At 65.5% G+C, this 24417-nt stretch carries 20 protein-coding genes; 14 read left to right on the forward strand and 6 right to left on the reverse strand.

The window, feature by feature from the left end; genetic code table 11:
• Window positions 1–34: 34 nt before the first annotated feature.
• On the reverse strand, window positions 35–1501 hold the full coding sequence (locus ACH196_RS03355; protein ID WP_396644933.1) for an alpha-glucosidase/alpha-galactosidase: 1467 nt from the start codon (window positions 1499–1501) through the stop codon (window positions 35–37).
• Between the two features lie 232 nt (window positions 1502–1733).
• On the opposite strand from ACH196_RS03355, the gene ACH196_RS03360 reads away from it, so the two are divergent.
• Window positions 1734–2567: a helix-turn-helix domain-containing protein gene (locus tag ACH196_RS03360; RefSeq protein WP_396645025.1), complete on the forward strand. Its 834-nt coding sequence runs from the start codon at window positions 1734–1736 to the stop codon at window positions 2565–2567.
• A 71-nt stretch (window positions 2568–2638) separates the two neighbouring features.
• On the opposite strand, the gene ACH196_RS03365 is transcribed toward ACH196_RS03360, so the two are convergent.
• The 3 genes from ACH196_RS03365 to ACH196_RS03375 form a co-directional block, all read right to left on the reverse strand.
• Window positions 2639–3502, reverse strand: coding sequence for a carbohydrate ABC transporter permease (locus tag ACH196_RS03365; RefSeq protein ID WP_396644935.1), 864 nt, complete (start codon window positions 3500–3502; stop codon window positions 2639–2641).
• On the reverse strand, window positions 3499–4392 hold the full coding sequence (locus ACH196_RS03370) for a carbohydrate ABC transporter permease (protein ID WP_396644937.1): 894 nt from the start codon (window positions 4390–4392) through the stop codon (window positions 3499–3501). The genes ACH196_RS03365 and ACH196_RS03370 overlap by 4 nt, the downstream gene beginning before the upstream one ends.
• A 144-nt stretch (window positions 4393–4536) precedes the next feature.
• Complete coding sequence (locus tag ACH196_RS03375; protein ID WP_396644939.1) at window positions 4537–5826, reverse strand: ABC transporter substrate-binding protein; 1290 nt, start codon at window positions 5824–5826, stop codon at window positions 4537–4539.
• A 345-nt stretch (window positions 5827–6171) separates the two neighbouring features.
• Here ACH196_RS03375 and ACH196_RS03380 point away from each other — a divergent pair, with 345 nt between their 5' ends.
• Genes ACH196_RS03380 through ACH196_RS03390 form a run of 3 tightly spaced genes read left to right on the forward strand, consistent with a single transcriptional unit; the run spans window position 6172 to window position 8636 of the window.
• A complete protein-coding gene (locus ACH196_RS03380) occupies window positions 6172–7044 on the forward strand; it encodes an ROK family protein (protein ID WP_396644941.1) in 873 nt (290 codons plus the stop codon).
• Window positions 7041–7811: a GntR family transcriptional regulator gene (locus tag ACH196_RS03385; RefSeq protein ID WP_396644943.1), complete on the forward strand. Its 771-nt coding sequence runs from the start codon at window positions 7041–7043 to the stop codon at window positions 7809–7811. The genes ACH196_RS03380 and ACH196_RS03385 overlap by 4 nt, the downstream gene beginning before the upstream one ends.
• 33 nt (window positions 7812–7844) lie before the next feature.
• Window positions 7845–8636: a sugar isomerase domain-containing protein gene (locus tag ACH196_RS03390; protein WP_396644945.1), complete on the forward strand. Its 792-nt coding sequence runs from the start codon at window positions 7845–7847 to the stop codon at window positions 8634–8636.
• 99 nt (window positions 8637–8735) lie between these two features.
• On the opposite strand, the gene ACH196_RS03395 is transcribed toward ACH196_RS03390, so the two are convergent.
• Entirely contained in the window at window positions 8736–10463 is a 1728-nt protein-coding gene (locus ACH196_RS03395; RefSeq protein ID WP_396644947.1) for a M28 family peptidase, read from the reverse strand.
• Window positions 10464–10700: 237 nt separating this feature from the next.
• Window positions 10701–11531 carry an IclR family transcriptional regulator gene (locus tag ACH196_RS03400; RefSeq protein WP_396644949.1) on the reverse strand — a complete coding sequence of 277 codons (831 nt, stop codon included), beginning with the start codon at window positions 11529–11531 and terminating at the stop codon, window positions 10701–10703.
• Window positions 11532–11650: 119 nt separating this feature from the next.
• On the opposite strand from ACH196_RS03400, the gene ACH196_RS03405 reads away from it, so the two are divergent.
• The 10 genes from ACH196_RS03405 (at window position 11651) to ACH196_RS03450 (ending at window position 24409) form a co-directional block, all read left to right on the forward strand.
• On the forward strand, window positions 11651–12406 hold the full coding sequence (locus tag ACH196_RS03405; protein ID WP_396644951.1) for an aspartate/glutamate racemase family protein: 756 nt from the start codon (window positions 11651–11653) through the stop codon (window positions 12404–12406).
• A 62-nt stretch (window positions 12407–12468) separates the two neighbouring features.
• Window positions 12469–14124, forward strand: coding sequence for an ABC transporter substrate-binding protein (locus ACH196_RS03410; protein WP_396644953.1), 1656 nt, complete (start codon window positions 12469–12471; stop codon window positions 14122–14124).
• 132 nt (window positions 14125–14256) lie between these two features.
• The gene (locus tag ACH196_RS03415) at window positions 14257–15234 is read left to right on the forward strand and encodes an ABC transporter permease (protein WP_396644955.1); all 978 of its coding nucleotides are present in this window, start codon (window positions 14257–14259) and stop codon (window positions 15232–15234) included.
• Window positions 15227–16129, forward strand: a complete 903-nt coding sequence (locus ACH196_RS03420; RefSeq protein WP_396644957.1) for an ABC transporter permease — start codon at window positions 15227–15229, stop codon at window positions 16127–16129. The genes ACH196_RS03415 and ACH196_RS03420 overlap by 8 nt, the downstream gene beginning before the upstream one ends.
• Window positions 16126–17145 (forward strand): ABC transporter ATP-binding protein, encoded by a 1020-nt coding sequence (locus ACH196_RS03425; RefSeq protein WP_396644958.1) that lies wholly within the window; start codon window positions 16126–16128, stop codon window positions 17143–17145. Before ACH196_RS03420 ends, ACH196_RS03425 begins: the two co-directional genes overlap by 4 nt.
• The gene (locus ACH196_RS03430) at window positions 17142–18134 is read left to right on the forward strand and encodes an ABC transporter ATP-binding protein (RefSeq protein WP_396644960.1); all 993 of its coding nucleotides are present in this window, start codon (window positions 17142–17144) and stop codon (window positions 18132–18134) included. The genes ACH196_RS03425 and ACH196_RS03430 overlap by 4 nt, the downstream gene beginning before the upstream one ends.
• 13 nt (window positions 18135–18147) lie before the next feature.
• Window positions 18148–19146 (forward strand): NADPH:quinone reductase, encoded by a 999-nt coding sequence (locus tag ACH196_RS03435; protein ID WP_396644962.1) that lies wholly within the window; start codon window positions 18148–18150, stop codon window positions 19144–19146.
• Window positions 19147–19177: 31 nt separating this feature from the next.
• A complete protein-coding gene (locus ACH196_RS03440) occupies window positions 19178–21010 on the forward strand; it encodes a hydantoinase B/oxoprolinase family protein (RefSeq protein ID WP_396644964.1) in 1833 nt (610 codons plus the stop codon).
• Complete coding sequence (locus ACH196_RS03445; protein WP_396644966.1) at window positions 20997–23039, forward strand: hydantoinase/oxoprolinase family protein; 2043 nt, start codon at window positions 20997–20999, stop codon at window positions 23037–23039. Before ACH196_RS03440 ends, ACH196_RS03445 begins: the two co-directional genes overlap by 14 nt.
• On the forward strand, window positions 23036–24409 hold the full coding sequence (locus ACH196_RS03450) for a M20/M25/M40 family metallo-hydrolase (protein ID WP_396644968.1): 1374 nt from the start codon (window positions 23036–23038) through the stop codon (window positions 24407–24409). The genes ACH196_RS03445 and ACH196_RS03450 overlap by 4 nt, the downstream gene beginning before the upstream one ends.
• Window positions 24410–24417 lie beyond the last annotated feature (8 nt).

The following is a 24417-nucleotide window of genomic DNA, read 5'->3' on the forward strand; positions in this document are numbered from 1 at the left end:
TCCTCCCGACCGCGGCCAAAAACGGCCGCGGCGATCACTCCGCGGCCTGCTTTTTCGCCTTTTCCGCGCGCAATTCCTCGACCGAGCGCACCTTGCGGCGGGCAACGCCCGCCCAGTCGCGTGTCTTGACCGTGGCGCGGCCGAGCCGATCCTTCGCGGCATCGACGGCGTCAGCGTATTGCGGCAGCCACTCGGCCTGCGCCACCACCATCTCGTCGACCATCTGCCAGACCTCCTCCGGCGTGCAGATGGCGCCCACCAGCGGGTCGTGCAGGACGGCGAGTTTCAACAGGTCGATGTCGCCGGAGACGGCGGCATGGACCGACATCCGCTGCACGTTGATCGACGATATGCAGGTGGCCGCGCAGGCTTCCGGCAAGGTGATGCCGGCCGCCATGTTGACGCCGAAGCGATCGACGAAGCCGGGGGATTCGATGATCGCGTCGGCCGGCAGGTTGGTGATGACGCCGTCGTTCCGGACGTTGAAATGCCCGCGATAGACGCGGCCCGTCTCCAGCGCCTCCAGAATATGGCTGGCGTGCTCGTTGGAGCGCTTTTTCGGATCGACCGGCTTCGACGCCTGTTCGAGGAAGACCGGGAACTCCGTCTCGAACCAGTTGCGGTTTTCCGTGGAGTAGCGCAGGTAGCCGCCGGTCTCGCCATGGATCCAGTCCGACATGTCGATCCATTTGGCGGTCTCGTCGGGCCGCTTGCGATACCAGGGCAGATATTCCGACAGGTGCCCGTTGCTCTCTGTGGAATAGACGCCGAAGCGCTTCAGCACGTCGATGCGCAGCTTTTCCTGCTGCGAGAACACCGGATGCGCCTCGAAGGCGGCGACCAGCTCGTCCTTGCCGACCTTGCGGCCGTTGAGGCGCACGTCGATGAACCAGGTCTGGTGGTTGATGCCGGAACAGATGAAGTCGAGCTCTCCCTCCCCGGCGCCGAGCACCTCGGCGATCTGCTCGCCGCCATGCTGCACGCCGTGGCAAAGGCCGATCGTCTCCACCTTGCCGTACTCGATCGCCGCCCAGGTGTTCATCGCCATCGGGTTGGCGTAGTTCAGGAACCTGGCGCCGCTTTCGGCGACCTCGCGTATGTCCTTGCAGAAGTCCAGGATGACCGGGATGTTGCGTTGGCCGTAGAGGATGCCGCCGGCGCAGATCGTGTCGCCGACGCATTGGTCGACGCCGTATTTCAGCGGGATGCGGATGTCGTCGGCATAGGCCTCCAGCCCGCCGACCCGCACGCAACTGATGACATAGCGCGCGCCTTCGATCGCCTTGCGGCGGTCGGTGGTTGCGGTGACCCTGGTCGGAAACCTGTTGGCCTCCACGATCCTGTCGAGGATCGATCTGATCATGTCGAGATTGCGCTCACTGATGTCGGTCAGCGCCACCTCGATATTCTGCAGTTCCGGCACGCTCAGAATGTCGATGAACAGCTTTTTGGTGAAGCCGATGCTGCCCGCGCCGATGATGGCGATCTTGAAATTGCTCATGATTTCCTCTCGACCATTGGGCCGGACTTCAGAGACTGGGTAAATTGATGCGCGCTCGGCCGGCATTGCGCAGCCGATGGGCGTCTTCCTCCGCTTGCGCTTTGCCGCCATCCGGCAGCACGCATTCTTCTCTTTCGGCGGATTATGCGCATAATGGCGGCAGAGCCTAGAGGCCGATTGTGCTATCGCGGGTAAATTTGTGCTCAGCCGCCTGATCGAACATGGCCCGACGATGAAGACCGTCTCGCTGCCACGAGGGCGACAGCGCCTGCACACCATGCCGACCAGCACCGGCTACGAGATCCGAACCGACGGCACCTACAACTGGGACGGGCGTAAGCGTGGCAATTCGAGCTTTACGGTGCTGCAGCACACGATCGCCGGCGCCGGCAATCTCCGCTACGAAAGCCGCGCACATCGCGTCCGGCCAAGCGAGACTATGCTGCTGATCCTGCCTCACAATCATCGCTACTGGCTGGAGGATGGCGGCAGGTGGGAGTTTTTCTGGATTTCGATGCATGGCGAGGAGGCGCTGCGCATCCACCAGGAAATCCTGAACGTCACCGGTCCGGTCTTCAGGCTCCAGGCCGACACGATCGACCATTTGGCCGACTGCACGCTGCGGCTGATCGACGGCGGCGCGGACCGGCCCGGCAGCGCTTCAGCCATCGCCTATGAAGCTGCGACGGCGCTCTACGACGATGTGTTTGGTTCGCACCCCGTCGCCAGCCGGGAAAGCCGCGCGATGCAACATGTGCTCGACCATATCAGGGCCAATCTCGACAAGCCACTGCCGGTCGAGGAACTTGCACAGGTGTCGGGCATGAGCCGCGCGCATTTTTCGCGGGTGTTCGCGGCCAGTGAAGGCATGCCGCCCGCCGAGTTCGTGTTGCATAAGCGGCTGCTGCAGGCCGTCAAACTCCTGGCCAAGAACACGGTGCCGGTCAAGGACGTTTCCATCCAGTGTGGCTTTCCGGACCCCAACTACTTTGCCAAGGTTTTCCGTCGCGTCTACGGCGCGAGCCCGACTGAATTTCGCACCAGCGGAATGTATCTCAGCGTCTGATGCGGTAATACAAGAACCGGTTCGCCCGACTGTCCGCATGATAGCGTTTTGTAGGGCCGAACGGCTGACGCCTACCCCTTGACCGCTGAGCCGACGATCGAATCGACGAAGAAACGCTGCAGGACGGCGAACAGGATTAACGGCGGCAGCACCGCCAGTGTGGCGCCGGCCATGACGAGACCGGTGTTCATGGCGCCGCGGTTGTAGCTGAGCAGGCGGCTGAGGCTGATGACGATCGGATAGTTTTCGGAATTGCCCTGCAGCACGGTGAGCGGCCACAGATAGCTGTTCCAGTGGTAGACGAAAGCGAACAGGGCGAGTGCGGCGATCGCCGGCGTGATCGTCGGCGCGACGATGCCGAACAGGATACGCATCTCGGAAGCGCCGTCGAGCCTTGCCGCGTCGATCAGTTCGTCCGGCACGCCGGCGATGAACTGGCGCAGCAGGAAGATGCCGAATGCATTGGCGAGGTTGGGCAGGATGACGCCGGCCAGGCTGGCCGACAGGCCGATCGACCCGATCATCCTGTAGAGCGGGATCAGCGTCACGATAGGCGGCAGGAACATGGTGGCGATCAGCACCGAGAACAGGATCGTGCGGCCCCGGAAATAGTATTTGGCGAAGGCGTAGCCGGCCATCAGGCTGGTCACGAGAATGCCCGCCGTGGTGATCGAGGCGATGATCAGGGAATTCCACATCGACCGCCCGACATTGACCACGCCGGCGACCTTTTCGTAGGCCTCGAGGGAGGGCGTGCGCGGAATCCACACTGGCGGTAGCTGCATGGTCTCGGCCGGCGTCTTCAGCGAAGACAGGAGCATCCACACCAGCGGGAAGGCCGACACCACCGCCGCCAGCAGGATGAGCGTCACCAGCAAGGCGCGCGGTGCGAGCGCCCTGCGCCTCGGTGCGTCCGCGTCGGCTACGGCGCTCATTCGGCGTCCTTGCGGTTTGTGAAGGCGAACAGCGCGGCGATCACGACGATCAGCGACAGCATCAGCATCACCGCCATTGCCGACCCGAGACCGCCCTGCGCGCGCTCGATGCCGACGCGGCGGATATGATAGGTGAGCACGTTGGTGGAACCTGCCGGCCCTCCCTGGGTGATCAGCGCCACCGGCTCGAAGACCTGCACGGCATTGATGATGGCAATCACGGCGCTGAACAGCAGCGTACGCCGCAACAGCGGCAGGGTGATGCTGCGGAACTGCTGCCAGCCATTGGCGCCGTCGATGGTGGCCGCCTCGTAGAGGCTGCCGGGAATCTGGGTGAGCCCGGCGACGGCCAGCACCGTGAAGTAGCCTACCTGCTGCCAGACGTTCAGCAGCACGATCGAGACCAGCGCCGTGTCCGGCGAGGACAGCCAGGGCTGCGGTGCGATGCCGACGAGGCCGAGCATCTGGTTGAGCGGCCCCTCGGTCGGCGAATAGAGTTTCGACCAGACCAGCGCGACCGCGATCATCGGCACCATGTAGGTCGAGAACAGCACCGTCCGCAGCGCCGTGCCGCCCGCCACCCGGCGCTGATAGACAAGCAGACCGAGCGCCACCGACAGCGGCAGGATCAGCACGACGGACAGGAGCGTGTAGAGGGCGGTGTTGACCAGGGCGCCCTTGAAATCGCGGCCGACCGAAGTGGGACCGAATATTTCGCGAAAATTGTCGAGGCCGGCGAAGGTCGCCGTCGCGAACGGCGTCTGCGTCGACCAGTCCTGCAAGGCGAGCCACACCGTCAGCAACATCGGCACTAGGATGAAGGCGCCGATCAACGCGACCGCCGGCGCCAGCATCGTTGCGAACGAGGCGGTGGAAGTCCTAGCCTGCATGGCTCACCAGGGATGCGGCCCGCGCCAGCCAACGGAAACAGTCGAGGCTGCGGAGCGGCAGACGGCCAGGAGCGCCGCTGGTTGCGGCGCGTCGGGGCCGCGGGAACGAAGCGGCCGCGGCGCCGCCGTGCTTTACCGGCATGCCTATTTCGCCGCCTTCTCCAAAATAGCGGCCGCGTCGGCCTGCGCGCTTTTCTGCGCATCGGCGGCAGTGACCTGGCCGTATTGCAGGGCTTCCAGCGTCTGCTGCAGCGACTCGCTGAACTCCTGCCCGCCCGGCACGACCGGGAACGGCTTGGCGTCGGCAAGCACGCTGACATAACCCGACAGGAATTCGGTGCCGAGCTTGTCCTTGTAGGCCTCGACGTCGGAGCCGCGCGACGGCAGGATGCCCATCGACATCAGGATGCCGGACATGGCGGAGCCGCCATTCTGGCCGGATTGCGGGCTGTTCAGCCAGGCGAGGAAATCCCATGCCGCCTTCTGCTCCGCCTCGCCGGCGCCGGCATTGACCACCGTCATCCACGAATAGGAGATGGAGCGCGGCTTGTCGCCGCTCGGCCCGACCGGGATCGGCGCCGTGGCGATGTCGGCGAATTTGTCGCCCATACCGCCCTTCAGCGCGCTTTCCCACCAGTTGGCCATGATGATCATGCCGGTCTTGCCGGAGACGAAATTGTCGAGGAACGGCCCGGTCGTGTTGGCGTCGGCCGTCGCCATGCCGGGATCGCTGGCGCCGGACTTGATCAGTTCCTCGTAGAGCGCGAAGGTCTCGCCGGCCTGCTTGGAATCCAGCGCCGGCTTGCCGTCGACGACGAGATCGCCGCCATTGGAGACAAGCAGCGAGGCGAAGGGATGCACCACGCCCGCCGCCCAGGAATTGATCATGCCAAAGCCCTGCTGGCCGGCATCCTTCTTCGTCAGCTTCGCGGCCGCGTCCTTGAACTCCGCCCAGGTCTTCGGCGGTTCAGCGATGCCGGCCTCCTTGAACAGCGCCTTGTTGTAGTTCAGCGCGTAGACGTCGATCTCGTTGGGGATGCCGTAGAGCGTACCGCCGACGCTTGCCGCGGAGACGACGCCGGCCGGCCAGGCTTGCTTGACCTCGGCGGCCACGGCCTCCGGCGCCGGAGCGACGAGCTTGTCGCGCACCAGTTCCGGCAGCCACAGGTCGTAGATGCCGGCGATCGTCGCGCCGCCGCCTGCGCCTTGCGAGCGCAGTGTCGTCAGCAGGTCGCCGAAGGGAACCGCGCGCACCGTCACCGTCACGTCCGGATGGGTCTTGGCAAAATCCTTCGCCGCGGTCTCGAGCAGCGCGACCGTCTCCGGCGACCAGTGCGTGAGGTAGGAAATCTCCGCCGCCTGAGCCGTGGCGAGGCCGGACAGCAGCGAAAGGCTCACGCCGACAGCGTATTTCAACATTCGCACGCGCATCATTGTCGTCTCCCATTGGTTCTTGTTTGAGCCATGAGGTTATGACAACTTTGTCTCAACGCGCAAGCGGGATTTCACAGCGATGTGTCGAGCCCAGCATGAGCGACGTGGGCGTCATTATCGTCGAGGGTATGTAGCAATAAAATTTAGTGAATGATTTCAGATAGCTTTGTACACCGCCAGTGGCCTTCACGGGCACTGGCGCGTGAAAGGCGCTTGCAAAAGCATCATGCTGCTGCGAACATAGTCATTATAACAACATGGACTCTCTGTGGCACCCACTGTAAGCCAAAGGAAGACGCTGCGTAAAATCCCGCCGGCCGCGCCTGCGCCGGGAAAGACGAAGCCGTGACCCGCGTTCTCGCCGTCGATCTTGGAGGCACCAACCTGCGCGCGGCCCTGCACAGCGGCGATCTGCGCGCCTTGCAGCCGATCGCGCAGGAGTCCGCGCCGCCAGGCCGCGACGCCTTTCTCCGGCGCCTCGGAGCGCTCATCGAGGCGACCGGCGCGGATGCGCTCGGCATCGCCGTGCCGGGCCTCGCGGAGGGCACGGTCTGCCGCTGGATCCCCAACCTGCCCTTCCTGGACGGACTGGACCTCGCCGGCGCCTTCCCATCACTGTCGATCGGGCTCGGCAACGACGCGCAGATCGCCCTTTTGGCGGAAGCGACGGCCGGGGCGGCAGAGGGGATGACCGACGCCATCCTGCTTGCGGTCGGCACCGGCATCGGCTCGGCGGTGCTGAGCGGCGGCACCATCGTGGCCGGCACTTCCGGCGCCGCCTGCTCATTCGGCTGGGCCTGCGCCGATCTCGCCGACAAGGGCGAGGATCGCAGCGGTTGGCTGGAGCGTGCCGCCTCCGGCCGCGCGCTCGACCGCATTGCCACCGGACACGGCCTTGCCGACGGCAGTGCCCTGATCGCCGCCGCCCGGCAGGGCGACACGGCGGCCGTCGCGGCGTTGCAAATGCCCGCCAACGCGCTCGGCACCGCGCTGGCCGGCGCCGTGGCGCTGCTCGACCCGCAGGCCGTGCTGATCGCCGGCGGCCTCGCCGAGGCGCTCGACGTGCTCGGACCCGCGATCCGTGACAGCCTGCAACGGCATCTGCCGCCTCATCTGCGCGGCATAGACTTGCGCGCCGGAACGTTCGGTCCGCGCGCCGGCCTGGTCGGCGCGGCCGTCGCCGGGGCGCGCGGCGGGAGCTGGAGGCACATGCGATGAGCGAGGCCGGGTTCACGCAGGCCGACCGCCGCCGCCGCGAGCCGCTATGGTTCCAGGTGGAGCAGGCGATCCGCGACGCCATCGCCAAGGGCGAATGGGCGATGGGCACACAACTGCCGGCGGAGGATCGGCTCTGCGCCCTTTTCGGCGTCAGCCGCATCACGCTCAGGCACGCGCTGCGCAATCTGGAGGAGGCCGGCCTGCTGCGGCGCGAGCACGGGCGCGGCACCTTCGTGCGCAGCACCATGCTGGTCGCCGGCACGCGCGAGCTCACCTCCTTCACCCAGGAAATGGGCGCGCGCGGCCTGACGGCCGGATCGCGGCTGCTCGAATGCGGCCTCGCCAGGGCGGACGCGGCGGCAGCGGCGGCGCTCGAGATCGAGGAGGGCGAGCAGGTCATCCGCATCCGCCGCCTGCGCCTCGGCGACAATGCGCCGATCGGCATCCAGACCGCGCAACTCGCCGCCAGCCGCGCGCCGGACTTCCTCGACCTGTGGACGCCACAGGGCTCGCTCTACGAGGCGCTGCACAGGCATTACGGGCTGACGCCGGTCGAGGCCGGCGAGGTCTACCGCGTCGCCGCGGTCAATGCCGCCGACGCCGAGCTCTTGGGGCTGACGCCCGGCGATCCCGCCTTCGTGGTCGAGCGCATCACCAGCGACGAGCGCGGGCCTTTCGAATTCACCGTCTCCGTGATGCGCGGCGACCGCTACGAAATCCGCTCCACGTTGCGGGCTGGCCGTGTGCCGGCCAACGACCGGGGCTGACCTAAAAACACTGACAAAGCAGGAGTTCAAAACGTGTCAGATCTCTACATATCCCGCCTCGCCGCGCTCGCCGAAAAGGCGGCGAAAGCCAACGGAACGGCCTTCGACCAAGCGGCCGAAAAATTTGCCGACTCCCTCGCCAATGGCGGGCTCGTCCATCTCTATGGCTCCGGCCATTCCGTACTGCCGGTCCAGGAAATCTTTCCGCGCTACGGCAGCTATGTCGGCTTCAATCCGCTCACCGACCCGCGCGTGATGTGGCACAACGTGCTCGGCGCCGGCGGCGTGCGCGAGCTTTTGTGGCTGGAGCGCACGGAGAACTATGCCGAAAAATTCCTCGACCACCAGCCGCTCAACCCGGGCGATTCCATCATCATCTTCGGCCATAGCGGCCGCAACGCCTCAGGCATCGACACGGCGCTTTACTGCAAGGAGCGCGGCATCTTCGTCGTGGCGATCACCGCCAAGGCCAATCTCGACAAGCCGGCCACCCATTCCTCCGGCAAGCGGCTCGCCGACGCCGCTGACCTCGTCATCGACACCGGCGCGCCGATCGAGGACGCCATCGTGCCGGTCGAGGGCTGGAGCCGGCCGGTGTCGGGTTCGTCCACCGTTCTTGCCATGATCATGGCGCACGAGTTGGTGGCGCGGACCGCGCAGGCACTGTCGAAGCGCGGCGTGGAGCTGCCGGTGTTCGCCTCGCCGACGATCGCCGGCGTCACGCTGCACGATACCGACATCATCTATGGCGTCTATCGCGAGCGCATGCTGGAGGCGCAGAAAAAACACCTGCCCGCCTTCCAAAAGCGCATGCAGGGCAAGTAGCCCGCGGCCATTTTCGAAGGTCGAGCAATCGGGGGATATAGCCCCCTGCCCTTCCGCCGCGATATCGGGCGGCGGAAGGTTTCGCGCCGACGGACTGGATCAGCCCGCCACGAGTTCGATGTGGCGGCGAGCCTGACGCAGCGCGGCTATCAGCCGGTTCTGGCCGCGCACAAGCTGTGTCTTGGCAAAGCCGATCGTGTTCTCGTCGAACTTGTCGAGTTCCGTTGCCGCGGCGATCGAAGGCAGCGGCGGGATCGTCAGCGCCGGGTCGTGCCGGAACCGGTTCACGCGGGTAAAATTGATCGGCACCAGGATGCGCGCCAGATCCTGGATCACGGTGTTGGCAGCCGCCGGCTTCACCTTGCCTGCCTTCACGCGGGCGTAGAAATCGTCAAGCGCGGCAGCCAGCTCGGCCACGGCTTCCTTCGATTTGGTCAGGTCGAAACGGCTGCCCGCCTTGCCCTGATACTCTGCAACTGTCGCGGCAAATTCCTTTGCTGTCGCCCGCCAGTCGAAGGGGAGAATTTCGACATTGGCATTGCGGATCACGGCAAGCAGGTAAACCTTGATGTCGCGCAGCAGGATGTCGCGGTCGGCAATCTCCAGCGTATCGTTCTCGGTGTGCCAGGCGATGTTGGCGCCGCATCCACCCACCGTATAGTAGCCCTTCTCCTCGCGCAGCACGTCCGGCATGGTCGAGGAGAGCATCAGGTAGGACGAAATGCCGATGTTGTTGAAGGAGTAGTCGCCGGCGCGGTGCGGGCGCTCGCCCTCGGCCGCCTTGCCCGCGACTTCCCTGATCACCTCGGCGAGAAAGTCCTCGGTCTCGCTCATGCGCGACAGGTTGATGAACTCGGTCGCCCAGCGGCAGCCGGGGCTGTCGCAATTGACCTGCACCACCGCGTTCTGCTCCAGGTCGAGCGCGAAAGCGTCCGAGAACCAGGTCGACCCGGCATAGCGGCCGGTCGAATGGCCCGGCCACCAGCAGATACGCACCGAGCGCTTCAGCTTGTCGCGATTTGCCCACAGCACGCGTGCGATCTCCAGCATGGTCGCGTCGCCGGTGGCATTGTCGCCAACGCCGACGTCCCAGCTATCGAGATGGCCGTGCAGGAAGACGTATTTTTCCGGCTCCTCGGTACCGCGAATGAAGACTTCCGGCAGTTTCGAGCTGAACCAGCCCTCTTCCATCGACGTGAAGATCGTTACCTCGCCGCCCTTGTCGGCAATCTCGATCAGCGCGTCGCCGTCCGGCTTGTTGACCGCCACGGCGGGAATCTTCGGCTTGCGCGGCAGGTCGTCGAGGTCGGGAGTTCCCCAGACGGTCGTGCAGATTCCCCAGTGGATGTCGACGCCCGGATTGATGCCGATGACGCCGATGGCGCCGAGTTCCTCGAACTGCGAGACGAGGCCGGGGCTGGCAAAACCCTCCGACATCACGATGTTGCCGCGGACTTTTGCCGCGACCTCGGCCGTGCTCTCGACCTTCTGCTCGAACATATCCTCGATCATCGCATTGTGGCGCGCGCCGACATAAACGAGCTTGCCTTTCATGCCAGTGCGGGCGTTGCGGCTGTATGCCGGCGGTTTGGCGCGGAAGGTTTTGCCACCCGCCTCCACCCGGGCGAGGCCGGGAAGGCTGAGATAGAGGCTCGGCTCATGGACCGTCACCTCCACGCCATGCTTCCTGAGCCGCGACACAACCTCGTCCATGCCGCGATTAACGTCCGTCGGATGCTCGCGCTTGTAGGTCGAGAAACTCTCGACCAGGGCCCAGGGCTCGTCGAGCGTCACTTGCGACAGGATATCGGATTCGACCTTGTTCATTCGGAACTCCCTTTGTGTTTTACTGAATGAAACATCGTTTCGAGATTTTAATCAGGCTAACAGAGAGGTTTCCCGCTCGCAAGCAGGATGCGCGATCGATCCGAATCACCGATCTGGCCGTGCGACGACGCACGCGGCGAAATGGCCGCACGGAGCACGACGTTGCGTCTGGTTCTTAAGAAGGGAAATTCGACAGGAAAGCGCCTTGGGCAATCGATGACGGCCCAGGAATCTATGTCAGCCCGACGATCGCGCCGCCGGACCGGCGCTCACCGGATCACTGCGATGCAAGTGCAGTTTCGAGGAGATTTCAGCGGCCGCGTCCAATGCAGCGCGGATGTAGCGCTCCCGGCGTTCTTCATCGAAACGCACCATGGCGCCCGCGACCGAGATGCAGGCAATCGCCGTATCGTCCGAACCGAAGATCGGCGCCGCAACCGAGAACGCGCCCTCGTCGAGGTCATTGAGCGCAATATTGTAACCATTGGCGCGGATGCGGTCGAGCGTCTGGCGCAATCTGTCCCGGTCGGTGATCGTGTAGGGTGTAAAGGCTTCCAGCGGATTGGAGAGCACCGCCTCAACGATGGCGGGATCCGAATAGGCAAGAATGCAGAGCGAGCCGCCCCCGGCATGAAGCGGACCGTGGCGGCCAGCCTGCGCGAACAGGCGTATCGAATGATGCCCCGACCGGGTCGCCAGCACCAGCGAACGCAAACCCTCCCGCATCACCAGATTGACGTTTTCCGACGTGCGGTCGCGCAGGGCGTCCATGACCGGCCGTGCCGCGACAAGCAGACTTCCCTCGCGTCCGACCCGTTCGCCGAGCACGCCGATCCGGTAGCCGAGGGAATAGACGGCGTGGTCGGGGTCGCGGAAAACGAAACCGCGATCTTCCAGGGTCTGCAGCAGGCGGAAGACGATCGACTTGGTCATGGAGAGCGACTTGGAAAGCTGCGTCACGCCCTGCCCCGGGCGGTCGGCAAGCGCTTCCAGCACCAGTAGCGCCCGGTCGACCGCCGCGATCGTGTAATCCTTGGCCCCATTCTGCCTGGCCTCTTCGTCGTCCATGAGACCATCCTCCCGCGGCGATTATCCTGCAATGATAGCCTGTTGCAATATTGCAGATTTGTGCTTTACTCAATCGATAAAAGAAACGACGTTTCAGTGAGTGAAACAAAGGGCTGCTCATGCGTATCGCCTATGTCGTGCCGGGACCAATGTCGAAAGGCCCCATGGGGCTTAAGGAGATGCGGCGCCGCGAGGCCCTTCTGAATTCGTGGGCCTTCGAGGGAACAACCGTCTCGGTGGTCGACGTGCCGAACGGGCCGATCTCCATCGAAAGCGCCTATGAGGAGGCCCTCTGCGTTCCCGCCACGATCGACCTGATCCTGCAATGCGAGCGCGACGGGTTCGACGCAGTAATCATCGGCTGCTTCGGCGACCCCGGACTCGAGGCGGCTCGCGAGCTGACGAAAATCCCGGTCGTCGGCCCGTGCGAGAGCTCGCTGCTGCTCGCAGCCGGCCTCGGCCATAAATTCTCGGTGCTCACCGTCTTCGACAGCCTGATCGCCGGTCAGGAATTGCTCGCCCACAAGGCGGGCGTCGCCACCAAGCTCGCATCCGTGCGGGCCACCGGCATCCCGGTGCTCGATCTCATGAAAGATCCCGAGTTCACCAGAAGGCGGCTGATCGAAGTCGCCGAAACCTGCGTCAGGCAGGATCGTGCCGACGCCTTCCTGTTCGGCTGCATGACGATGTCGTTCCTCGACCTCGCGGACGAGATTTCGGCCGCGGTCGGCGCTCCCGCCGTCAATGCAGGCAAGGCCGCGCTCAAGCACGCCGAAATGCTCGTGTCCATGGGCCTGTCGCATTCCAAGACCGCCTATCCCTACCCTGCCAAAATGCAGGCCGGACTGCCTTTCGAGGCGCTGCGGGTCGCATGAAAGCGCTCCGCCAATAAACATCAGAAGACGCGAAGTCGCATCGTTCCAGAGGAGAAGAAGGAATGAAGACCATTTTCAGGGCGGTCATGGCGACCGCCGCCGTGGCGCTGGTCACCGTTTCGCCGGCGCTTGCCGGCGATCAGATTCGCAAGCTCGAAATCCTGACCAGACCACAGGCAGCGCAACCGCAGGAATTCCAGTCCGTGCAGTTGATCGCGCAGGAATGGCGAAAGCTTGGCCTCGATGTCGACGTCAAGGTGATGCCATGGGAGCAGATGTCCGATGTCGTTTGGTATGAGCGCGACAAGTGGGATTCGACCGCCTGGCAGATGGTGGGCAGGCCGGAGCGTTCTGATCCGGACGAGATCGTCTACAACCTGTTCCATTCCTCGACCGCCGAAAAGGGCTACAACTTCATCGGCTACATCAATCCCGACTACGATGCCGTGGTCGAGGCCCAGCGCGCCGAGATCGATCCGGAGAAGCGTAAGGAACTGATCTACAAGGCGCAGGAAATTCTTGCCACCGACCAGCCCAACATGATGCTGGTGCACCCGAAGTCGACCTTCGCTTTCGACAAGACAGTCTGGAAGCCGGAATCGGTCGTCAACCAGAGCGGCATCGGCATCCGCAACACCTGGACGTTCATGGCGATCGAGCCGGCGGGCGACAAGAAGGACATCATCCTCAACTCCGGCGACAACGTGCAGGCGATCAATCCGCTCTACATCTCGGGCGGCGTCGATTCCTGGGTGTTCGAACTCATCTACGACCGCCTTGCACGTGTCGGGCCGGACGGACTTCCAAAACCCTGGGCGGCCGAGAGCATCGACGTCAAGGACGACAAGACCATTCAGGTAAAGCTGCGGCCGGGCATGAAGTGGCACGACGGCAAGCCGGTGACCGTCGAGGACGTCAAGTTTTCGTTCGAGGCGGTGACGTCGGGCGAAGCGCCGATGTATGCGCCCTTCGCCGCCAATATCGAGACGATCGAGATCGCCGACGACTCCACGCTCACCTTCAAGCTCAAGAAGCCGTCGGCTTCCTTCGTCACGTCGAGCCTGGCCAAGATCAACCTGATCCCCAAGCATATCTGGGAACCGGTGATCGCGGACCTCAAGACCAAGGAAACCAACGCCGAGAGCTATCAGGAACAAGTTCCGATCGGCTCCGGCCCCTACAAGTTCGAGCGCTGGCTGACCAACGAGGAGATCGTTCTCAACGCCAACAAGGAGCACTTCAATGCACCGAAGGCCGATCGCTGGATCCTGCGCATCGTGCCGAACGTGGAGGCGGCGCTCGGCATGCTGCGTTCCGGCGAGATCAACTTCATGGGCGAGTTTTCCGGCGATCCTCAGGTGCTCATCGATGCCGCCGCGCAGGATGGCGACCTCGAAGTCGTTTCGACCGTTGACATGGGCTTCCGCTACGTGGCGTTCAACGAACGGCGACCGCCCTTCAACGACCCGGCGTTCCGCAACGCCCTGTCGCGAGCCGTCGACCGCCGGCTAATCGTCAAGGCCGCCTTCCGCGGTTTCGCCGAGCCGTCCAACTCGGTCGTTTCCCCCGCACTCGGCTTCTGGCACGACGACGCGGTGGTCAGCGGCATGACCACTGGACAGGATGTAGCCAAGAAAATCCTGGAAGACGCCGGCTACACGCTTGATGGCGGCAAGCTTCACTATCCAGGCGACACGAAGGAAACGCTGGCCAACTAAGGCCGGCGCGCGGCGCGTCCCGGGGCCAGGGGACGCGCCGTTTCTCGCACGGGATTCCGTCCAGGACGGTACAACCGACGTTGTTTGACGAACCCGTGCGAGAAATTCGCCGAGACGGGGGAAAAATTCTTCATGTCGCATTTGAAGGCCGCAGCCAGCCGGACGCTCCAGCTCGTTCTCGTGCTCTGGGCCGTGGTTACGATCCTGTTCCTGATGTTCCGCCTGATGCCGGGCAACCCGCTGGCCGCTTATATCGACCCCACCTTCACCGCCGAGCAGCAGGACGCGCTGATGGCGCAGTTCGGGCTCGATAAGCCGCTATGGGAGCAGTATTTCATCTACCTGGGCAATCTGCTGCAGGGTGAACTGGGTCAGAGCTTCCGCTATCGCGAGCCCGTGGCCGAACGCATCGTTGCGCTCCTGCCCAACACGCTGATCCTGACCTTTTCCTCGCTGATCGTCGCCTATGCCTTCGGCATCCTGGCCGGCGCCTACCTGGCTTGGCGCCGGGGTACCGTCGTGGAGCAGGCCGCTATCCCGCTGGTGCTGACCACCCGCGCCATGCCGGAATTCTGGCTGGGCATGGTGCTGCTTGCGATCTTCTCCTTCTGGCTCGGCTGGTTTCCGGCCGGCGGCACGCGGCCGGCCGGCACCAGCTACGACAGCCTGTGGGCGCTCTACACGTCAAAGGACTTTCTCACCCACCTGACGCTGCCGGCGCTCACCCTTGCCATCTACAGCCAGGGGCTGCCGCTGCTGCTCATGCGCTCGAACATGCTCGACGTGATGAAGGAGGACTTCGTCACCATGGCGCGCATCAAGGGCCTTTCCAACTGGACCGTGGTCGTGCGTCATGCCGCGCGCAACGCGCTGCTGCCGGTGATGACCTCCTTCGCCATCGCCGTAGGCTACCAATTGCAGGGCAACGTCGTGGTGGAAGCGATCTTCTCGTGGCCGGGGCTCGGACGCGAACTCGTCAACGCCGTCTCGGCCTCCGACTACCCGCTGGCGCAGGGTGCGTTCCTGATGATTGCGGTGGTCGTGATCCTGATGAACCTGATCGCCGACATGCTCTATGCCCTGCTGGATCCGAGGGTCAGCCATGCCTGAGCTAGCCATCGGAGCCAATCGTCCGGGCCTCGTCAGCCGCCTGTTCCGCGCGCTGCGGCTACCCTTCAACGATCCCTTCGCGGTGTTCGGTCTCGCGATCTACGCGGTCTTCCTGCTGACGGCGATCTTCGCCGACCAGATCGCGCCCTACGACCCGACCGAAATCCTCTACACGCCCGACTACGACCTCGCCGCCGACCTGCGGCCAGGCGAGGAAGGTTTCATCCTCGGCACCACCAGCCTCGGCCGCGACATCTTCTCCCAGATCGTCTACGGCACACGCTCGGCGCTGCTGATCGGCGTGACCGCGGCCTTCATGGTGGCGCTGATCGGCTCGATCGTCGGCCTCGTCTCCGGCTATTTCGGCGGCTGGGTGGACGCCGTGCTGATGCGGCTCGCCGACATCGCCTTCGGCATCCCGTTCCTGCCCTTCGTGATCGTGCTTGCGGCGTTCCTGGAGCCGTCGATCTGGAACGTGGTGCTCGCCATGGCGCTGGTGCTGTGGCGCGACACCGGCCGCGTCATCCGCAGCCAGGTGCTGACGTTGCGCTCGCGGGGCTATGTCGATGCTGCCCGCGTCTCGGGTTCGTCGGACTTCAAGATCATCCTGCGCCACATCGCGCCCAACATCCTGCCGCTCTCCTTCCTCTACGGCTCGATCGCCATCGGCTGGGCCATCCTCACCGAGGCCTCGATCTCCTTCCTCGGCTTCGGCGATCCGGAATCGATCAGTTGGGGCTACATGCTGCAGGACGCTTTTGCCAGCCAGGCGCTCGCCAAGCAGGCCTACTACTGGTTCGTGCCGCCCGGCATCTGCATCATCCTCGTCGTCTCCGCGGGCTTCTTCATCACCCGCGGCTACGAGAACATCCTGTTTCCGAAGCTGGGCCGATGAACGAGACGCTGCTCTCCGTCCGCGACCTCAAGGTCAGCTACAAGGTCGGCCACATGTCCTTCGAGGCCGTTGATGGCGCGAGTTTCGACGTGCCGCGCGGCTCGATCGTCGGGCTGGTCGGCGAATCCGGCTGCGGCAAGACAACGGTCGCCCGCGCGCTGACTCGCGTCATGGCCGACAATGCGACGATCTCCGGCGGGCAGATGCTGTTCGGCGGCCGCGACCTCGTTGCCCTGCCCGAGCGGGAGATGAATGCGCTGCGCTGGCGCGATATCGCCTTCATTCCGCAGAGCGCGATGAACTCGCTCGATCCGGTCTACACCGTCGAATACCAGCTCAACGAGGTGCTGCGCCGGCGCGGCGGCATGGATCGCGCGCAGGCCCGCAGGCGCTGCGAGGAACTGTTCGAGATGGTCGGCATCGAACCCGGCCGGCTGCGCGACTTCCCCCATCAATTCTCCGGCGGCATGCGCCAGCGCGTGGCGATCGCGCTGGCGCTGGCGCTGAACCCTAAACTGGTCATCGCCGACGAACCGGTGACCGCGCTGGACGTGATCGTGCAGCGCCAGATTCTCGACCAGTTGCGCGAGTTGCAGCAGCGACTCGGCATCTCCGTCATCCTCGTCACGCACGACATCTCGGTTGTCGCCTATATCTGCGATCGCACGGTGGTGATGTATGCCGGCCGCGTCGCCGAACAGGGACCGATGGAGGCGACGCTGACGCGTCCGTCGCATCCCTATACGATGGGCCTGCGCAACGCTTTCCCCGACCTCCAAGGTGCGGCGAGCGGCGTGCTGACGCCGATCGACGGCGCGCCGCCCAATCTCATCGATCCGCCGCCGGGGTGCCGCTTCGCGCCGCGCTGCCCGTTCGCCATCGAGATCTGCACCTCGGTATCGCCGGAGACGATCGAGGTCGAGCCAGGTCACGGCGCCGCCTGCCACCGCGCCGGCGAGGCGCCGGTGCTGCGCAAGCACGCGGCGCTGACCGAAACCTGGATGGCCGAGGCATGAGGGCGCCCACGACGAACAGGGCCGACGCGCTGGTGTCGATCCGCGATGCGAAGCTGCATTACCGCGTCGGCGGCGCTTTGTCGGCATTGCGCGGCCGCTCGAATGTGGTGAAGGCGGTCGACGGCGTGTCCTTCGAGATCGGGCGCGGCGAGAGTGTCGGCCTGCTCGGCGAATCCGGCTGCGGCAAGACCTCGATGAGCCGGCTGCTGCTGAAGCTCGAAACCGCCACAGGCGGTGAGATCGTCTTCGATGGCGCCGATGTCTCGCAGCTCAAGGGCAAGGCGCTCAAAAATTATCGCGCCCGCACGCAACTGATCTTCCAGAACCCGTTCGACGCGGTGAACCCACGCTTCTCGATCCGTTCCATCCTGGTCGAGCCGCTGGAGAACGCAGGTATCCGCAAGGCCGAGCACGAGGCAAAAATTATCGCCGCACTCGAACTGGTGCGGCTGCCCCAGCCGGCGCAATATCTCGACCGTTATCCGCACCAGCTTTCGGGCGGACAGCTTCAGCGCGTCGTCATGGCGCGCGCGCTCATCCTGCAGCCCGACTTCGTTGTCGCGGACGAGCCGGTGTCGATGCTCGACGTGTCGGTGCGCGCCGGCGTGCTCAATGTCTTCCGCGACGTGCGCGACCGGCTCGGCCTCACGGCGATCTACATCAGCCATGATCTGGCGCTGGTGCGCTACGTCTGCGAGCGCACCATAGTCATGTATCTCGGCAAGGTGATGGAGGACGGTCCCACCGAGGACATCGTCCAGGAGCCGCTGCATCCCTACACCCGGGCGCTGGTGGCTGCCGTGCCGGTGCCGCATCCCGACCAGAGCCACGACCCGCTGCCGATCGGCCGCGGCGCGCCCGACCCGCGCAACCCGCCCTCGGGCTGCGTGTTCCGCGACCGTTGCCCGAAGGCGTTCGACCGCTGCACCCGCGAAGTCCCGGCGTTGCGCGACGCCGGCACCCGCAAGGTCGCCTGCCATCTGTTTTGACCAGAGACATCACATGCTTGCCGTCACCTACACAAGAACCGGACCGGCCGCCGAGGTGCTGAGCGTCCGCCGGCAGCCCGATCCGGTTCCCGGCGCCGGCGAGGTGCTGGTGCGTGTCCATGCCTCCGGCATCAACCCAGCCGACGTAAAACGCCGCGCCGGCTGGAATGGCATGCGGGTGGAACATGCGCTGGTCATCCCCCACACCGACGGCGCGGGCGAGATCGTCGAGGTCGGCGCTGGTGTAGACCGTGCCCGCATCGGCGAGCGCGTCTGGCTGTGGAATGCGCAGGGCGGTTACGGCACCGCGGGCCGCGCCTTCGGAACCGCAGCCGAGCTGATCGCCATCGATGCCGGACAGGCGGTGCGGCTGCCCGACGAATTGGATTTCGTCGCCGGCGCCTGTCTCGGCGTGCCAGCCATGACCGCGTTTCGGGCGGTCCATGCCGACGGCCCCGTCGACGGCCAGACCATCCTCGTCAACGGCGCGGCCGGCGCGGTCGGTCATTGCGCGGTGCAGATCGCGGTGGCGGGCGGCGCGCGCGTCATTGGCACTGTGAGCAGCGAGGCTGCGGCCGAGCACGTGATGGCCGGCGGCGCCTTCGCCACCATCAACCGCAAGCGCGAGGACGTGGCCAAGCGCGTCATGGACCTGACGGAAGGGCAAGGCGTCGACCGCGTCATAGAGGTCGATTTTGCATCGAACATGGTGCTCGACGCGGCGGTGCTGAAGGCCAACGGCACTGTCGCCTCCTATTCGTCGAGCAGCAATCCGCAGCCCGTGCTGCCCTACTACGCCTTCCAGTCCAAGGGCGCCAACCTGCGCTTCATCCAGGGTTTTGCCATTCCCGCCGCCGCCCGGTCCGAAGGGGAGGCGCTGCTGGCGAAACTCGCCGCCACAGGAAAGCTGTCGATCGCCGTAGCAAAAACCTATCCGCTCGCCGAGATCGCGCAAGCCCATCTCGACGTCGAGCGCGGCGGCAATCTCGGCAACATCGTCCTCACCGTCTGAGAACTTCCAAGATACCTCCCAAGGACCAACCATGCACCAACCCCTCAGAACCGCGCAGGCGCCCGATCCGATCCCGGACCGGCCGATCTGCGATCCCGTCTCGCTGGAGATCATCCGCGGCGCCATCGCGGCCGCGCAGTCGGAAATGGAGGGGCTGCTGGAACGCACCGCCATCTCTGCCTTCATCCGCGAGAAGAAGGATTTCTATACCGCCCTGTTCGACGAGAACGGCGTCATGGCCGTGGGCTCGATGGTGCCGATCTTCGGCGACATGACGAGCCCGGTCTTCGACCACTTCCCGGCCGACACGATGAAGCCCGGCGACCTCTACTGGTACAATGACTGTTACGGCTCGCGCGGCGCGGTCTCGCATTCCAACGACCAAGTGCTGCTCGCCCCCGTCTTCAAGGACGGCAAGCGATGCGCCTTCGTGATGAGCTGGGCGCACTTCGCCGACATCGGCGGCATGCGTCCCGGCTCGATCAGCCCAGATGCGACCGACATCTTCCAGGAAGGCATCATCATCCCGCCGACCAAGCTGATCGACGGGGGCGTCACCAACGAGGCGACGCTGGCGATCTTCCACCGCAACTCGCGCTTTCCAGAGCAGAGTAACGGTGACATGCGCGCGCTGATGGCGAGCGTCGAGCTCGGCGTGAAGCGCGTCGGCGAAATCCTCGACCGCTTTGGCGCCCTGGTGGTGGGCGACGCCTTCGCCCAGCTTCTCGCCCGCACGCGGCGGCTGGTGCGCACGAAACTCGCCGAAACCTTCGATTACGGCACGCACCGCTTCACCGACGCGATCGATGCCGACGGCCATGGCAACGGCCCCTTCAAGATGCGCTTCGCGCTGACCCGCGAGAGGAGCGCGGATGGTGAGGACAGGTTCATCTTCGACGCGACCGAAAGCGACGACCAGGCGCCGGGCCCGGTCAACTACCTGATGAACCGCGGCGTGCCCGGCATGGCGCTCGGCCTGTTCTATCTCGGCGGCGACCCGGCGCAGGTTTGCAACGCCGGCGGCCCGAACGCCCTCGACGAGGTGCGCCTGCGCGAAGGGTCGTTCCTGCTGCCGAACTGGCCGGCGCCGCTCGGCATGCGCGGGCTCACCGCCATGCGCACGATCTCGGCGATCGGCGGCCTCGTCAATGCCGCCGGCGGCAACGCGCCGGCCGCCAACTCGGCCTATGTCATCACCATCATGCGCGGCAATTTCCGCAACGAGAACGGCGACCTCGAGCGCTTCCTGCTCGCCGACGGCATCGGCGTCGGCTATGGCGCGCGGCCCAATGCCGACGGCATCGACGCGGTCTACTTCGTCGCGCAGGAAAACTATCCGGTCGAGTTCCTCGAAAACGGCTATCCGGTGCGCTTGCTGCGTTACGGCGTCGTGCCGGATTCGGGCGGGGCGGGAACGCATCGCGGCGGCTGCGGTATCGTTCGCGAGTACGAGATCCTCGCCGAGGACGCGCTGCTGGCCGTGCGCATCGACAGCGTCAAAAATCCGCCCTGGGGCATCGACGGCGGCATGGGTGGCGGCACCGGCCGGGCGGTCGTGAACCCCGGCACCGACAAGGAGCGCGTTCTCAAGCCGCTGTCGGACGGCAACAAGCTGGTGCGCGGCGACATATTGCGCATGGAGACGGGCGGCGGCGGCGGTTACGGCCACCCGTTCGACCGCCCCGCGGCACGAGTGCTGGAGGATGTGCTGAGCGGCTATGTCGGCCGCGAGGCAGCCGAACGCCTCTATGGCGTGGTCCTTTCTGGCAACACGGTGAACGAGCTTGCGACGGCGCGCGCCCGCGCTTCGCGTCCAGCCGTCCGCCGCTTCCACCGCACGGAGTATGTCGATGTCCTTGCCTGACTCCCCGCTCGCCATCGCCGTCGACATCGGCGGCACCTTCACCGACATCTCGCTGATCGACCGGGCCAGCGGAAAAATCTGGCGCGCCAAGACGCCGAGCGTGCCGTCCGATCCTTCGGAAGCTTTTCTCAACGGCATACGCCTCGCGCTGGCCGAAGCCGGCGCCGATGCAGCCTCGCTTGGCCAGGTGCTGCACGGCACCACGGTCGCGACCAACATGATCCTCGAAGGCAAGGGTGCCCGCGCGGCGCTGGTCACCACGCGCGGCTTCCGCCATGTGCTCGACATCGGCCGGCAGGATATTCCGCGCAAGGCGAACCTCTATACCTGGACCAAGCCGCAGCGGCCGGTGCCGGCCTCGCGCATCGTCGAGGTGGATGAGCGCGTCGCGGCCGGCGGCGACATCCTCGAACCGCTCGACGAAGAGAGCGTCCGCAAGGCCGCGGAAGCGTTACGCGGCATGGACGTCGAGGCGGTGGGCGTCTGTCTGCTGCACGCCTTCGCCAATCCGGCGCACGAGCGCCGCGCCGCCGAGATCTTGCGCGAGGAACTGCCCGGCGTCGCCGTGACGACCTCGTCCGACGTGCTGCCGGTGGTGCGCGAATACGAACGTTCGCTGACGACCGTACTCAACGCCAGCGTCATGCCCGGCGTCACCACCTATGTCGGCCGTATCGAGCAGCGTCTCGCGGATGAGAGCGTGGCCGCGCCGCTGCTCCTGATGCAGTCGAATGGCGGCGTCGCGGGTGCCGCCGCAATCCGCCAGGCGCCGGCTCTCACCGCGCTTTCCGGTCCCGCCGCCGGCGTCGTCGGCGCCAGGGCGATCGCTGCCGCCTGCGGCATCAGTGACCTCATCACCGTCGACATCGGCGGCACCAGCGCCGACATCTGCCTGATCAAGGACGGCAGGATCGGGCTGACCCAGCATGGCAAGGTCGGCGAATGGCCGCTGCCGCTGCCGATGGTCGATATGGTGACGATCGGCGCCGGCGGCGGCTCGATCGCCGCCGTCACGGACGAGACGCTGACCGTCGGGCCGAAGAGCGCCGGAGCGCGGCCCGGGCCCGCCGCCTACGGTCTTGGCGGCCGCGAGGCAACGGTGACGGACGCCCATGTCGTGCTCGGCCACCTTCCGGCAAAACTGCTCGGTGGCCGCATGGCCCTCGATGTCGATGCCGCGAGGGTCACGATCCGCGACCGGGTCGCCGGGCCGCTCGGCCTGTCGGCGGAGGACGCCGCGCGCGGCATCCTCGCCATCGTCGACAACCACATGGTCGGCGCGGTGCGTGTCGTCTCGATCGAGCGCGGCCATGACCCGCGCCAGTTCACGCTGGTGCCGTTCGGCGGCGCGGGGCCGCTGCACGGCACGGCGCTGGCCGAGCTGCTTGATATCTCCAGCGTCATGATTCCGCCGGCGCCCGGCATCCTCTGCGCCGACGGGCTGCTCGCGGCCGACCTCAAGGCCGAGTTCAGCCGCGCGCTGCCGCGCGCCGGTGCGATCGATGTCGCGCAAGCGGAAGGCATCTTCGCCGAACTCGAAACGCAGGCGCAGGACTGGCTTGGCGTCGAAGGCGTCGACCAGCATCTGCGCCGCACGGCAAAAGTCGCGCTGCTGCGCTACCACGGCCAGGGCGGCGAGCTGGCCATCGGCTGGACCGGCACGCGCGAGGCGACCGAAACCGCCTTTGCAACCGAGCACCAAGCGCTCTACGGCTTCACGCTGAATGCGGCGATCGAACTCGTCACGCTGCGGATCGAGGCGACCGGATTGACCGCGCAGCAGCCGGCGATCAGGCTGCCGGCGTCGGACAAGGTCGAAGCCTACGACCACGTGCCCGTCCATTTCGGCGGCGGGCTGACGAAGACGCCGTTGGTCGACCGCGCGGCGCTCGGCGCCGGCGCCTCCTTCTCCGGACCGATGATCCTGACCCAGCTCGACACCACGACGCTTGTGCCGCCCGGCTGGTCGGGCACGGTGCACGAGACCGGCGCCATACTCCTCACGCGCCATGAAGGAGGCGTGCAATGACGGCCGCCGACCCGAATCTGCAACAGGTCTTCGACCACATCGAGGCCAACCGCGACTCCTTCATCGAGCGGGTGATGGACTATGTCCGCCATCCTTCGATCAGCGCCCACAATATCGGCATCCGCGAGGTCGCGGCGCTGCTGGTCGAGACGCTGAAGGGCCTTGGCATGGAAGCGGAGGCGATGCCGACGGCCAACCATCCGATGGTGCTCGGCCGGCGCGACGTCTCGCCCGACAAGCCGACGATCATGCTCTACGGCCATTACGACGTGCAGCCGCCGGACCCGCTGGATCTGTGGGTCAGTCCGCCCTTCGAGCCGACCATCCGTGACGGGCGCATCTACGCGCGCGGCATCGGCGACAACAAGGGGCAGCATTTTGCGCAACTGCTGGCGATCGAGTCGCATCTGGCGGTGCATGGCGACCTGCCCTGCAACATCATCTTTTTGCTGGAGGGCGAGGAGGAGATCGGCAGCCCACAGATCGCCAGCTTCGTCAGGGAACATGCCGGCCGGCTGAAGGCCGACCTCGTCGTCACCTCGGACGGGCCGCTGCACGAATCCGGACTGCCGGTGATCACCTTCGGCGTTCGCGGCGTCGCCAGCTTCGAACTGCGCTGCCGGACGGCGAGCCGCGACGTCCATTCCGGCAATTTCGGCGGTATCGTGCCCAACCCGATCTGGAAGCTGGTGCAGCTTCTGGCCACCATGAAAAACCCCGACGGCGTGATCACCATCGAAGGCATCAACGAGCCGGTGATCCCAGCCACCAATTTCGAGCGCGAGGCCGTGTCAAAACTGCCGCTCGACCTCGACCAGGTGAAGGCCGACCTCGGTCTTGCCGAACTCGACGGCCCGAAGGAGCGCGGCTACTATGACCGGCTGATGTTTCATCCGACGCTGACGATCAACGGCTTTCACGGCGGCTACGGCGGGCCGGGCTCGAAGACTGTGCTGCCCTGCGAGGCTCTGGTGAAATGCGACATGCGCCTCGTCGAGCCGCTGACGCCCGACTATGTCTACGAGAAGATACGGTTGCATGTGGAGCGCCACGCGCCGGACGTCGAGTTCGTGCCGCTGAACGCCATGCTGCCGTCGAAGACGCCGATGGACTCGCCCTTCGCCGCGCCGATCCGGCGGGCGGTCGAGGCAGCGCGCGGCGTCGAGCCGCTGCTCTATCCGACGGTCGGCGGCAGCCTGCCAGAATATGCGTTCACAAAAATCCTCGGCCTGCATTCGTTCGTGGTGCCTTACGCAAACGCCGACGAGGCCAACCACGCGCCGAACGAAAATCTTGAGATCGTGCGCTTCGTCGACGGCATCCGAACCGGCGCGGCGCTGCTGTGGGAGATCGGCAGGCTGGATCGCTGAGGAGCGGC

Source organism: Mesorhizobium sp. IMUNJ 23232, from assembly GCF_044326205.1.
Lineage (GTDB): Bacteria > Pseudomonadota > Alphaproteobacteria > Rhizobiales > Rhizobiaceae > Kumtagia.